We start from the raw sequence: 12,800 nt of genomic DNA on the forward strand, positions 1-12,800 counted from the left end.
GCCGAGGATAGGTCAGAGGGCGAAGACCTGACCGTCGCGCGCGACGGTGATCTTGCCCTGATAGCGGCTGCCGATCGCGTCCCGCCACTTCGAGTCGGGCAGATCGGTGGGCGAATAGTGGCTCAACACAACATGCTTGGCATTTGCCGCCGCCGCTACCTCACCGACCTGCTCGGCAGAGGTGTGCGAGCGGACCAGATACCCCGGCGGGAACCGGCTGTTGTTGCCACCGTCGGCGAGGCTGAACTGGGCCTCGTGCACCAGGATGTCGGTGCCGTGCGCGAGAGCGATCAGATTGTCCGATTTGGTCGTGTCACCCGAGAAGGTCACCGACACACCGGATTTGAGCAGATCGAAGCGGAATGCGAAAGCCGGGTACACGTCGTAGTGGCTCACCAGGGTCGCCGTGACGCGCACGTTGTCGTCCGTCATGACCGGGAAGGGGTCGGTGCGCGGTGACCGGTTCTGGTAGTCCGAGCCGGGTGGCGCAACGACTTCGTTCACACTGACCAGACTCTGGATGTCGTCGGTGCCCATGTCCCGGATGAAGATGTTGCTGGTGTAGGCGAAGGCCCGGTGCAGCGCTTCCGTCATGGCCGCGATCCCTGGCGTCGGGTTGGCGGGTTCGACGGTCGGCGGGTTGGGATTGCCGACCTCGCTCGGCGGGAGCCCGCCGGCGGGGCCTGGCCCGTACACCGTCACTGCACCCTTTCCCCGTGACGCGGTGTAGCCGCCGGAGAGGAAGAAGCTGTAGTAATCGACGATGTGGTCGGTGTGCAGGTGCGTGATGAAGAGACTGCGCAGCTGGTCGAACTTCAGGCCGGCATTGGTGAAAGCATTCAAAGAGCCCAGGCCGCAGTCGATTTGGTAGACGTCGTTGCCGATCTTGAGCGCCGACGAGATACCGGTCCGGTTCGGCACCGGCGGCGGACCCGCCTGCACGCCGAGGGTGATCAGAGCGTTCTGCGGCAGCGCGTCACCGCGCGGCTCGGCTGAACTGCTCGCCGATGTCGCGAGCGCGGCACTGCCGAGCAATGCGGAGACGGAGGCGACCAGCGCCGTCCGCCGGGATATCGCATCGACGCCGTCGGCACAGTCAGGGCCACACCCATGCATGACGGCAACGTATCGTCCTTCACGCCGAAACCCGGGTCGCGGCGCGCGGAATCAGTGCGCCGCGTTACGAGCCAGGTCGATGGCGAACGATTTCACGAACGTGCCCGCACCGGGCTCGCCGCGGCCGCACGACCCGTCAGACTCGCCGACGCGCTTCACCCAGAGGTACGCGTCGGCGTGCGCGCCGGCGGTATCGGTGGTGGGCGCGACACCGAGGGCGCGGCCGTCGGGGTTGCACCAGTACATCGGGTCACCCTCGGCCGGTCCGGCTCCATTGCGCGACGTGTCGATGACGTAGTGCGAGCCGTTGGTGAGCCCGGAGATCGCCTCGCCGTATCCGATTTCCTCACCGGTGGTGAAGTAGTTGGTCGTGTTGAGACTGAATCCGCGTGCCTTGGCGACGCCGACCTCGTTGAGACGGGAGGCCATGGTTTCGGCGCTCACCCACCGCGAGTGCCCGCCGTCGATGTACACCGCCGCCGCGGGATCGCGAGTCAGGGTGTCGACGGCGTAGCGGATCAGGTCGAAGCGCTCCTGCCGCTGGCCGGCGGACAGGCAGTCGGCCATGGCCAGCGCGTCAGGCTCGACGATGATCGCCGCCGGTGAACCACCCAGGCCGGCCGCAACGCTGTCGATCCACGCCCGGTAGCTGTCCGCCGACCCGAAGCCACCGGCGGCGTAGCTGCCGCAGTCGCGATGCGGAATGGCGTACAGCACCAGCACGGGAGTGGCACCCGCTGCATTGGCGGCGCCGGCCAGCCCGGCGACGGTGCCGCCTACGGTCGAGGCCGGGAACGCCTGATCCAGCCAGTAGGCCTGCGGCGTGTTGGCGATGGCAGTGAGTTCGGCACTGGGCGGGTCGGCATGGTCCGCGGCGAGCTTGGCCTTGGAGATCGGGTCGGCGTAGAAGGGCCGGCCGGCCAGCGGGTTGTCGTCCGAAGCCAGGCGGATCGCCGGTGCGTCGGCACGCGGCGCCGGATCGAGGGGCAGGCCGGCGCTCGCGACGGCGGCTACAGCCAGGAGGGGAGCGGTCCAGCGGGCGACGACGCCAACAGCCGAAGAAATCACCTCAGAAAAATAGTTCGATTTCGTTAATAAACGCCAATCGGGAGCCAAAGTTGGTGTGCGAGTGACCAAAGTGGCGCTGACCACCGTTTCGCCCGCGACGTGCCATGAACGCCGTCGGCGTGTCGGCTCTCCCTCGACACATTCGATCTGGAGGCGTCAGGTTTCCTTGACTGTCAGGGAAACCTGACAGGTCCCGGCGAGAGTGATCCAGGGAGACCTGTGCTGAAGTTGCCGGTGTGACTGCAGATGCCACGATCAGCCGCTCGTGCCGTCGAACGGATCACGCGTGCCGGGCCGCCTCCTGCGCGAGTTGCACCCGCGACGCAACACCGAGCTTCCCGTAGATGTGGGTCAGGTGCGTCTGCACCGTCCGAGGCGAGACGAACAGCCGGGCGGCGATGTCCTTGCTGGGCAGTCCGGCGACCGCCAGCTTCACCACCTCGAGCTCAGCTGGCGTCAATGATGCCCAGCCGCTCGAAGGCCGCTTACGCTCGCCGCGGCCGCGCTGGGCATAGGCGATCGCCTGCTCCAGAGACAGCGCCGCGCCCTCATCCCATGCGACGTCGAAATCGTCGCCCATGATCGCACGAAGTTCAGCAACGGACGCGTCATAGCCATCCTGATAGATCCGGTACCGAGTCTCACCGGTGCGTTGCCTGACGGCGTCGGCTGCGCCGAACAGCCGCGCAGCTTCCGGGTAACTCTCAGCAACCGCCGCCGACGAAGCCAGGCACTCAAGCACATCGGTCATCAACAACCAGGCCTCGCACTCGACCCCACAGGCCAGCGCAGCGTGCGCATCCTGCTCGGCCTGCTGGAAATCGCCTTCCGCCATGGCAATTCGGGCACGTGCCGCCAACGCAGTCATACGACTCCAGGCAATGGCGTCAGCGACCCCGTCGTCGGCATACCGACGGGCCGATTCAGTATCGCCACTCGCCAGCGCGATCTGGGCCATCAGCGCCAGCTGGATCGCCACGACTTCCCGGCTCCACGTGGTCAGCGGCCAGCCGAACCGACTTGATTCGGCGGCGGTCGCGACGTCGCCTGCAGCCAGAGCCGCGTAGGCCACCACGATATGGCTCCAACCTTCCGTGACACCACCGATCGGCTCACTGACGTCGACCGCCTCGCGCGCTGCCACCATCGCGTCGTCCAGGTCGCCGTGATACACCAACGCCTGGCATAGGGTCTCCAGCCCCATCGCTTTCGTGAAGAGATCACCCGCCGCGTCAGCGTCAGCGATCAGTTCGCGCAGGCCGTCGATAGCCGTGGCCAGGTCGCCCTGCCATACCTGCGCCCAGGCCAGCCACAATCGACACTGGCGGACTGAGACGTGGTCGCCGACGGTTTCGGCGACCTGCCGTGCTTCGATCGCAGCAGCTCGCACCACAAGCGGGTTGCTGGTCAGAAATGCGCCAAGGGCACGCCACGCGAGAATCTGCCCGACCCGCCATTCGTCGCCAAGTTCGTGTGCCAACTCGAGTGCCTCGGCAAGATACTGCCGGGTGGCCCCCGGGTGATAGCCGCTAGCGCAACCGCAGGCGATGAGTGCCCGCACCATCAGCGCACGGTCCCCCACCTGCTGGGCGAGGTCCAGCGACTTCGTCGCCAACTCGATCGAATCAATGAGGCCTACACCACCAAGCCACGCTTTCAAGAAAGCACAGGACGCGTATGCCAAGGCCCGTACCGACGGCGTCACCGCGCCGTGGTCAGCGGCACCGTCGCGGAGAATCGCATCGAACCAAGCCAGCCCCTCACCAACACGGCCGCGCCCCAACCAAAACGGCTGCATTTCCGACACGAGAATCAGAGCCGTGTCGATGGCCTGACTTTCCCGACTCCAGGCGAATGCGGCCCGCAGGTTGTCGAACTCGATCTCCACATCATGCAGCCGCTGGTCGTAGCCGGCACCGGTCGACGCATCCAATTGCGATGCGAGACCCGAGTAGTGGTCACGATGCCGATTACGCACCTCATCGGATTCACCTGAGCCGCCCAGCTTTTCGAGCGCGTACTGACGGACCGTCTCCAGCAGGCGGTACCGCGTGCGGCTGCCCGTGTTCTCGGCGATCACCAGTGATTTGTCGACGAGCAAAGTGAGTTCGTCCAAGACCTGATAACTCTCGACACCGGCGTCGGCACAGACGGATCGCGCGGCGTCCAGGTCGAATCCGCCCACGAACACGGCCAGCCGACGGAGCAGGATCTGTTCGGGCTCAGTCAACATCGCATGGGACCACTCCACCGACGCCAGCAACGTCTGCTGGCGTCGGACCGCCGTGTGTGCTCCGCCGGTCAACAGCCGGAACCGGTCGTGCAAGCCGTCCAGGATCTCTTCCGGTGCCAGGGCCCGAACCCGCGCCGCGGCGAGTTCGATCGCCAGCGGCAGACCATCCAGGCGTGTGCAGATCTCGCCAACAACGGTGGAATTCCGTTCGGTGACAAGGAAATCCGGCCGCACGGCCCGCGCCCGGTCAGCGAACAGCTGCACCGACTCGTCGGTCAACGACAGCGACGGCACGCGCCACGTCACTTCACCGGCGACCCCGAGTGGTTCGCGGCTGGTGGTCAAAACTTTTATCGCAGTGCAGGTCCGCGTGATGTCGACAACCAGTGCCGCCGTGGCGTTCAGGAGATGTTCGCAGTTGTCGAGGACCAGCACCCCTCGACGGCGGGAGAGAAATCGCACCACGGAATCGGCCGGTGTGCGGCCCGGTTGGTCCAGCAGGCCCACCGCCCGTGCGACCGACGAGGCCGCAAGATCGGGCTCGGTGATCGGGGCCAGGTCGACGCACCACAGCCCGCCCAGATCGTCGGCGACGCGGGTGGCCACCTGAACAGCCATCCGGGTCTTACCCACGCCGCCCGTACCGGTCAACGTCACCAGCCGGTTGTTCACCACCAGCTGACACACTTCGATGAGCTGCTCTCGCCGGCCGACGAACGTCGTCAACTCCACCGGAAGGCCTTGTGTGCCAATATTATTCACTGTGCGCAGCGGCGGAAACTCGTTGCGGAGATCTGGATGACACAACTGCACCACCCGTTCGGGCCGCAGAAGATCACGTAGTTGATGCGTACCCAGATCGGTCAGCCATGCGCCATCGGGCAGCAGATCGACAACCATGTCCTCCGCCGCGCCGGACAGCACCGTCTGCCCGCCGTGTGCCAGATCACGAAGTCGGGCAGTTCGATTGACGGCCGGCCCCGCGTAGTTGTTTTCGTCGCGCAGTTGCACCTCCCCGGTATGGATGCCGATCCGCATCCGGATTGGCGCCAGCCGGGCTCGCTGCAGATCGAGCGCACACTTGACGGCATCGCTCGCTCGGGCGAACGCTGCCACGAAGCTGTCGCCCTCGCCCTGCTCCAGCGGCCGCACCCCGTTGTGTGCGGCGATCGCGGTGGATACCACTTGATCCAGCCGCGCCAGCGCGGCGGTCATCTCCTCGGGCTGGGTCTCCCACAGTCGCGTCGAACCCTCGACGTCTGCCAGCAGCAGTGTCACGGTCCCTGCCGGCAGCAGCTCGCTCATGCCCACATCACTCCAGGTCAACGGCGGTACATCTACCCGTCGAACGATGTCGCTCATGGTAATCAGCGTGACCGGACCAGATGGGACAAACATCCGCAGAACTGCGTATCCGCCCTCCGATTGTTACGGCATCACATAGCAGGACTGCTCGCAGAGGGCACCGACAAATTTCGGCCCTCGAAAGCAGCCGGGCGAGAAGCCAGCCGCCCGCCGACGATGAGCTTATGCGCCTAGCTCACAACACATTTGACACACGAGCTCGGCCTCGGCGATCAACCTGCGAAAGTGACCTGCATCGTGTCCCCGCGAATACCAGGATCATCTCGGCCTCCCCATCCGGCCTCGACCCGGCGCAGAGTAGGTGTCAGGCCGCCACCCCCGGCGGCACCAGCGATAGGACCCCGCCAGATGACCATCGTCAAAGCACACTACAGCCGCCCCGAACTGCTCAGCTTGAACATCGACCACACGCCCCGGCCGCAGGTCCATCGCACCGACGTCGCGAAGGTCGATCATGACGACGAGTGAGGCTCAGGCGATTCCGTTCAGCGGAGTTCGGATGCGGTTCGACAGTGACAAGACGTTCGATGAACTGCGTGACGATCTGCTCGCCGATATCGGTGCGGAGCCCGCGCAGATAACCGGCCTCCGAGCATTGGCAGATCGCGACTGGAACGCATTCGAAGCGGACGTCCAGCGCCAGGCCGGACCCAGCGATTTCATGTTGATGCACCTGATCGACCACACCTCGTGGCTCAGCACAGCGGGAGTAGACCGGAAGGCCTTGCGCGTCATCCTCGGCAATCCGCTCATCGCAATCACCATGATCAGACACGACCTGACGGCCGGGCTGTTCGCTCCCGTCGAGGTCCTGCTGACGGAAGTCGACGACAACCGGAGCGCCCTGACCTACGTCAAGCCGTCGTCGCTGATGGTTGTCGACGACAACCCACCGCTGCACGCCGCGGCACTGATTCTGGACGACAAACTCGCCGCCCTGGCCGAGAAGGTATCGAGCACCGGCGATGCACCGTGAACTCGACCAGCGCGTCGGCTCTCCGTCGACACGTTCGATCTGGAGTCGTCAACTTTCGTTGACGGTCAAGGAAAGTTGCCGGCTCCCGGCCAGACATGCCAAGGGAGAGCAGCACTCGACCTAACGGTGCCCGCCGCCTCCGCCGCCTCCACGGTTGATGACGCCGCCGGGGTAGAGGTACCACTCATCGTCGCCGAACGGGAACTCCTCGTTGTCCGCGATGACCGACGGCGAAGCGGCCGGCACCGACGTTTCGCCGCCGACCTCACTGCCCTGACAGACGGTGGCCGACGGGTCGCAGATGTCGGCGTGTGCCGCCGGTGCGACGAGAATTCCCGCAGCCGCGCCTGCTGCCGCGAAAAGCGCCGCCTTCTTCTTCAGATCCATGGCGGGTCCCTTTCGCCGTCCGCAACCGTATTGGACGACGCTACCCCGCCCGTGTCAGTGCTCGGTGCCGAGTGAGCAGAACGACAGGACGACGGTCGCGCCGAACGACGTCGACAGCCGGGCTTTCGTCTCGGCCTCCTTCTGCGTCTGGGCCACACCTGTGCCCCACATGAGGCTGTGGTTGAACGGGTTGGGACTCGTCGCGAGTGCGGCGCACTCGTTGTCGCCCCACACCACGATCCGGCAGTCGGTCCCGCCCTTGTTGAGGCAGTAACCCACCGCGTCGAACTTGGCCTGGTTCGCGTCCAACAGGCTCTGTGTGTAACCCCACTGCCCTGTCGCCGGTGAGAACGCGATGGCGAGGTACCTGTTGACTCCAGCGTTCGCCGGGCTCGCCGCGCCAAGTGCGCCGGCGACGGCTCCGGCGGCGACGAGCGCAGCTGCGACGGCTGAGCGACGGCGGACAGATACAGCGGTCATGATGTTCTCCTTGGCAGGTCGGAGCCCTCGTGGGCACCGTTCACTGACTAGGAGTGCTCAGTCATCGCAAACGGGACACTTTTTCAGATATCCGGGATGCGCTCCGGATGCAGCATCTCGGCGTAGCGCAGCTGCTCGGGAATCCCGAACCCGTCGACCAACACCTCGGCGTACGGCCGCAGCTTGCGGCAGCGGTCGTTGATGCCGGCGGTGACGGCCTTCGCCCGGTCCATGGACAGGAAGCGGTGCTCGATGTACCAGGCCTTGTCTTCTTCGATCACCGACAGCGCATACAGATCGCACACGAGGCCGAAGATCTCGCGGGCCTCGGGATCCGTGCACGCGTCGATACCGGCGGCGAACGACTCGAACACGATGCGGTCGATGTGCGCCGACGCCGCGTGCAGCACATGGTCCTGCACGGAGTTGAACGCCTCGAACGGGCTCATCTCCTTGGAGTTGGCCTGCAGGCGGCGGGCGACCGTCGACAGCAGATAGTCGGCCCGGTCCTCGAACATCTTCGCCTGGGTGCCGCGGTTGAAGAGGCTGCCCTCTTCCTCGTTGTCCTGGCGAGTGTCGAGGAGGTTCTGCAGGATGGTCTCGGTGCCGGTGCTCCGGCGCACCCGCTCCCGGGCCGTGCTGGTCGCGAACTTCACCCACTCGAACGGGCTCATGCCCTTGATGTCGTCGGCGTACTCGGTGAGCAGGTGCTTGGCCACCAACTGCGTCAAGACGTGGTTGTCACCTTCGAAGGTGGTGAAGACATCCGTGTCCGCCTTGAGCGCGATGAGCCGGTTCTCCGCCAGATACCCTGCGCCGCCGCAGGCTTCGCGGCACTCCTGGATGGCTTTGGTGGCGTGCCACGTCGCCGCGGCCTTCAGACCGGCGGCGCGCGCCTCGAGCTCACGCTGCACCTCACCGTCGGGTTCGGCTTCCTCGGTCAGATCGTGCAGGTCCGCCACCAACTCGTTCTGCGCGAACTGCAGTGCATAGGACTTCGCGATCAGCGGCAGCAGCCGACGCTGGTGCACCAGGTAGTCCATGATCAGGACTTCGTCGTCCGTCTTCGGCGCCTCGAACTGCCTGCGCTGCAACGCATATCGCGTCGCGATATCCAGCGCGACGCGGGCGGCGGCCGCGGCACTGCCGCCGACCGTTACGCGTCCACGGATCAGGGTGCCCAGCATGGTGAAGAACCGCCGGTTGGGGTTGTCGATGGGCGACGAATAGGTCCCGTCCGCGGCGACATCGCCGTAGCGGTTCAGCAGGTTCTCCCGCGGGATGCGCACATGGTCGAACTGAATGCGACCGTTGTCGACACCGGGCAGTCCGCCCTTGTAGTGACAGTCCGAGGTGCGGACGCCCGGTAGGTCGTTGCCGTACTCGTCGCGCAGCGGCACCATGAAGCAATGCACGCCCTGGCTCTCGCCGCCCGTGATCAGCTGTGCGAAAACCGCTGATACCTGGGCAGATTCAGCAGCGCCGCCGATGTAATCCTTGCGCGCCGTAGGGGTCGGAGAATCGATGACGAACTCTTGGGTGGCCGGATCGTAGGTGGCTGTCGTCTCCAGGGACTGCACGTCGCTGCCGTGCCCGGTCTCCGTCATGCCGAAGCAACCGACCAGATCCAGATCGATGGCCTTGCGCACGTAGGCCTCGTGGTGGCGTTCGGTACCCAGGTTGTCGATCGCACCGCCGAACAGACCCCACTGCACCCCGGCCTTGACCATCAGCGACAGGTCGCTCATGGCCAGCATCTCGATGCGGGCGATGGTGGCGCCCGCATCGCCGTTGCCGCCGTGACCCTTGGCGAAGGCGTCCTCGGCGGCGCCGCGCGACGCCATGTACTTCATCTGCTCGGTGACCTTGGCCCGGGCCACCGCAGTGTCCGGGGTGTAGTGCGGCTTGAACAGTTCAGCGGAAAGTTCCTGCCGAATACGGTCTTTCACCTCACGCCACCGCCCGTCAAGGGCGTAGCGCAGATGTTCGGCGGTCGTCGTCACAAGGGTCCCATCTAGCGTTCGATGCTGATGCCGTACAGATCGACACTGTGCGGCAGTGACTTCTGCGGGTTCAGCGTAGCCCCGCGCAGCACCGGTGTGGACCCGTTCAACACGTGCGCCAGGAAGGCCTGACCGAGGAAAACCGACAAGCCGGCGCCCGGGCAGCCCTGCGGACCGTGGCTGAAGAAGTTGTACGACCAGTCACTCCCGGCATCACCGCTGACCCATTCACCTGGCGAAAACCGGTCGGCGTAGGGGATCCTGTCGCGGTTCCGGTGGTTGAACACGTTGTAGATGAGGACCTGCTTGCCTTCGGGCAGCACTGCCCCACTGGGGAACTCGATGTCCCGGGTGGCGACCCGGCCGAACAATCCGGTCGTCGGCCACAGCCGCATGGTGTCGAGCAGGCACCCGCCGAGATACTTCAGCGACGCGATGCCCTGTCCCGAGCCGATGTCGGCCGACTCCATCTCCGCCCGGACCTCGCGCAGGTGCTCGGGGTGCGTCGACAGCACCGCCAGCGTGCGGAATGCGTTGGCAGCCAGGGTGTCCCCCATCGCGAACAACCAGTGGATCACCTGGCTCGCAGGGCTCGCGGTCTCCGGCGCGGTGGTCTCCGCGATGAGCGCGGCCAGACTGCCCGGCTCCGGATCCTTCAGGTAGGACTCGATGTGAGAGACGAACTCCGGATATCCCGGCGCCGGCTCTCCCGGCATCCCGTTGCCCGCGGACATCAGTTCGCTCAGCTGCGAGGTGAGCCGGGTGTCGTCGGCCGCCTTGTCGCCGAAGACGACACACCGGGTCAGCCGCTGGAATGCCGCGTTCCAATCGGACCACTTCAGCGCCCCGGAGCCGAGACCCTCCACCGTCTGCACGACCTTCTCCACGAACGCCTGCGCCAACCGGTGGACCGGATGCCCGGTGTCCAGCACCGCTTCGGCGAAGCGACGCCGGTCCTCCCACGGCTGCCCACGGGAGATGGTCAGCGCGTCCGGCTGGAACGCCGCCATGCCCTCCCGCTTGGGCTTCGGGTCAGAGGCGAACGGGTCGGGCGAGCCGCCCAACACGAACTTCAGGTCGTCCGGGTGGTGCACCAGCAGCGCCTCGTCGGCGACGACCCGGACGTAGAACGGTCCGGGGCCGTAGCTGCGCACCATGCCCTCGACCAGCTGGTATCCCAGGTAGTCCGAACTCAGGCCCGAGGCGATGCGGGTGGGCAACTCTCGCTTGTTGAACAGTCCCAGAAGGACATTCGGCACACCGATCTGAGCGGTGAACCGAACGCCTTCGACGATGGATGCGTGCGGGAAATCCTCGGCCATCGCGCGTCAGCCCCAGGGCAGGTAAGCGCGGACCGAGTCGGCCAGCTGCACCACGGGGTTCTTCTTCCCCGGCACCGGCGCACCCAGCTTCGGCCACGGCGCGAACACCCGCTCGACGTCACCGATCACCGGCTCCAGCTCCGGGTAGTGCCGCAGCATGACGTCCTTCATGGTGTTGTTGTTCACCCAGTCGAACCCGACCTGGGTGTACACCTCGGGCTTGAAGTCGTTGGTGAAGAACCGGTCGCTCTTGAGCCGGCGTGACGCCATCAGGATGAAGATCCGGAAAGCGGTGTCCGAGAAGCCGAATCCCTTCGGCGGCTGCTCGGCCTGCATACCGATCTGGAGGTCGACGGCGTCGACGTCGCCGTTGTAGACCTCGTTGATCTCCCGGGCCCACTGCTTGTTCGGGGTGATGTCGTCGATGGTCTTGCGGCGCGGCATCCGCAGTGCCTCACGGAAGTCGTTGTAGCGCGGCACACCTCGCTCGCGGTCACGCACGATGTCGAGGGTGGCGAGGTCGGTGACCTGACCGTCGACCCGGGTGAGGTTGCGCAGCGCGTTCGGGTAGTTGTGCAGGCAGACGGCACCGGCGCTGGCCAGGCCGAACGAGTACCACATGTCGCCCATCTGGATCTTGTCCATGAAGCCGCGTGTGTAGGCACCCTGCAGCTGGGTGAAGTCCGCCTTGACCAGGTGCTCACCGGACTCCAGCGAGAAGAAGTTCCAGTCGTCCGGGATCAGCGGGTGCATGCGGTAGACCGACACGAACTCCTCGGTCAGCGAGAACGGCGCGGTGTGGTGATCCGTCGGTGACCCGATGATGCCCGAGATCGCCTCGTTGTCACTGATCCGGCCGAACTTCTCCTGGAACGTCTCTCCCAGTGCGCCATACCAGTTCGCGTTCATGCCGATCTGCAGCGCCGGGTGGCGCAGCACGCACGGCGTCCACTCCACGGTGTGGATCTTGGCGATCAGCGCAGAGACGACGAGGACGCCGACCTCGAAGAGCCGCTGATCATCGAAGCTCGGGTAGGCCTTCTTCAGGGCATCGCAGACGGCGTTGTGCTCACGCGCGAACATGGTGTGCAGCAGACCGGTGCCGACCCAGTAGTTCTCCTGCATACCGGTCAGGTCGATGCCCTTGATGTCGCTCTCGGGAAGACGCCCGTTCGGGTCGACCTTCACCTTGCCGTCGACGAAGGTGCGGACCTGCGACTGGCGCTCCTTGCCGCTGCCGTAGACCTGCGAGCCGTCCCACCAGTGCGTCTCTGCGTTCGCGAAAACCGGTGCGGGACAACCATCCGCGATCTCGCCCCGCAGCGGGATGGTGCACCGGATCTTCATCGGGTTCTCGGGGAACTGATCATCGGCGCTCAGCGGGATGTCGATGGTCTTGTCTGGCACGCCGTCGCCGTGGAAGAACCAGTTGTGGTTCTCGAACTGCAGCCACGCGGCGGCCAGTGCGTTGATGATGCCGGCCGGCTTGAAGTCGTCGCGGGCCATGAGCTTGCGGCTGATGACGCGTGGGTCCGGCTTGAGCAGGCGCTTGACGTCGGTGACCGTCATCGACAGCGGCACGTTGCGTCCGAAGCCGGTGCCCTTGGCGCCCATGTGCGGATCTTCGAGGTCGTTCCAGGTGCCATCAGGCTGACGAGCCCGGCGCACCTCGTCGGTGGGCTGGCCGAGGTCATCGGCAGGACGCATCCCGTAGCTCTCGTACAGATTGTGCGCGCGAAGGTCATCGCGAGCCTTGGTGAGAGCGTTCAGCTGCAGGAGCAGAGACGGGTATTCGTGCCACTCAGTCATGTTGTTGCCGTTTCTTTTTCGAGTTAGTCGTTTAGGTGGGC

9 protein-coding genes are annotated in these 12,800 nt (G+C 65.5%); 1 reads left to right on the forward strand and 8 read right to left on the reverse strand.

The annotated features are described in order from the left end of the window. Positions 1-12: 12 nt before the first annotated feature. The 3 genes from ACJH6J_RS01670 to ACJH6J_RS01680 all read right to left on the reverse strand — a co-directional run bounded on the left by ACJH6J_RS01670 (position 13) and on the right by ACJH6J_RS01680 (position 5,722). Positions 13-1,116 carry an MBL fold metallo-hydrolase gene (locus tag ACJH6J_RS01670; RefSeq protein WP_073693795.1) on the reverse strand — a complete coding sequence of 368 codons (1,104 nt, stop codon included), beginning with the start codon at positions 1,114-1,116 and terminating at the stop codon, positions 13-15. Between the two features lie 51 nt (positions 1,117-1,167). Further along, a complete protein-coding gene (locus ACJH6J_RS01675) occupies positions 1,168-2,184 on the reverse strand; it encodes a glycoside hydrolase family 6 protein (RefSeq protein WP_142239373.1) in 1,017 nt (338 codons plus the stop codon). 280 nt (positions 2,185-2,464) lie between these two features. Next, the gene (locus ACJH6J_RS01680) at positions 2,465-5,722 is read right to left on the reverse strand and encodes a LuxR C-terminal-related transcriptional regulator (protein WP_083611908.1); all 3,258 of its coding nucleotides are present in this window, start codon (positions 5,720-5,722) and stop codon (positions 2,465-2,467) included. Between the two features lie 514 nt (positions 5,723-6,236). On the opposite strand from ACJH6J_RS01680, the gene ACJH6J_RS01685 reads away from it, so the two are divergent. Beyond that, positions 6,237-6,758: a DUF302 domain-containing protein gene (locus ACJH6J_RS01685; RefSeq protein ID WP_073693793.1), complete on the forward strand. Its 522-nt coding sequence runs from the start codon at positions 6,237-6,239 to the stop codon at positions 6,756-6,758. Positions 6,759-6,878: 120 nt separating this feature from the next. Here the strand turns inward: ACJH6J_RS01685 and ACJH6J_RS01690 are convergent, their stop codons facing one another. The 5 genes from ACJH6J_RS01690 to ACJH6J_RS01710 form a co-directional block, all read right to left on the reverse strand. Continuing rightward, positions 6,879-7,145 (reverse strand): hypothetical protein, encoded by a 267-nt coding sequence (locus ACJH6J_RS01690; protein ID WP_406801705.1) that lies wholly within the window; start codon positions 7,143-7,145, stop codon positions 6,879-6,881. A 54-nt stretch (positions 7,146-7,199) separates the two neighbouring features. Next, on the reverse strand, positions 7,200-7,625 hold the full coding sequence (locus ACJH6J_RS01695; RefSeq protein ID WP_073693791.1) for a DUF4189 domain-containing protein: 426 nt from the start codon (positions 7,623-7,625) through the stop codon (positions 7,200-7,202). A gap of 83 nt (positions 7,626-7,708) precedes the next feature. Further along, positions 7,709-9,628 (reverse strand): acyl-CoA dehydrogenase, encoded by a 1,920-nt coding sequence (locus tag ACJH6J_RS01700; RefSeq protein WP_406801706.1) that lies wholly within the window; start codon positions 9,626-9,628, stop codon positions 7,709-7,711. A gap of 11 nt (positions 9,629-9,639) precedes the next feature. Then, positions 9,640-10,950: a cytochrome P450 gene (locus ACJH6J_RS01705; RefSeq protein ID WP_406803422.1), complete on the reverse strand. Its 1,311-nt coding sequence runs from the start codon at positions 10,948-10,950 to the stop codon at positions 9,640-9,642. A 6-nt stretch (positions 10,951-10,956) separates the two neighbouring features. Further along, on the reverse strand, positions 10,957-12,759 hold the full coding sequence (locus ACJH6J_RS01710) for a peroxidase family protein (RefSeq protein WP_406803423.1): 1,803 nt from the start codon (positions 12,757-12,759) through the stop codon (positions 10,957-10,959). Positions 12,760-12,800: the final 41 nt, after the last annotated feature.

This window comes from Mycobacterium sp. SMC-18 (assembly GCF_045310895.1).
Lineage (GTDB): Bacteria > Actinomycetota > Actinomycetes > Mycobacteriales > Mycobacteriaceae > Mycobacterium.

Bases quoted from the DNA above. Each gene is read 5' to 3' on its own strand.
- ACJH6J_RS01670 (WP_073693795.1), bottom strand. From the start codon at position 1,116: ATGCATGGGTGTGGCCCTGACTGTGCCGACGGCGTCGATGCGATATCC.
- ACJH6J_RS01680 (WP_083611908.1), bottom strand. From the start codon at position 5,722: ATGAGCGAGCTGCTGCCGGCAGGGACCGTGACACTGCTGCTGGCAGAC.
- ACJH6J_RS01685 (WP_073693793.1), top strand. From the start codon at position 6,237: ATGACGACGAGTGAGGCTCAGGCGATTCCGTTCAGCGGAGTTCGGATG.
- ACJH6J_RS01690 (WP_406801705.1), bottom strand. From the start codon at position 7,145: ATGGATCTGAAGAAGAAGGCGGCGCTTTTCGCGGCAGCAGGCGCGGCT.
- ACJH6J_RS01695 (WP_073693791.1), bottom strand. From the start codon at position 7,625: ATGACCGCTGTATCTGTCCGCCGTCGCTCAGCCGTCGCAGCTGCGCTC.
- ACJH6J_RS01705 (WP_406803422.1), bottom strand. From the start codon at position 10,950: ATGGCCGAGGATTTCCCGCACGCATCCATCGTCGAAGGCGTTCGGTTC.
- ACJH6J_RS01710 (WP_406803423.1), bottom strand. From the start codon at position 12,759: ATGACTGAGTGGCACGAATACCCGTCTCTGCTCCTGCAGCTGAACGCT.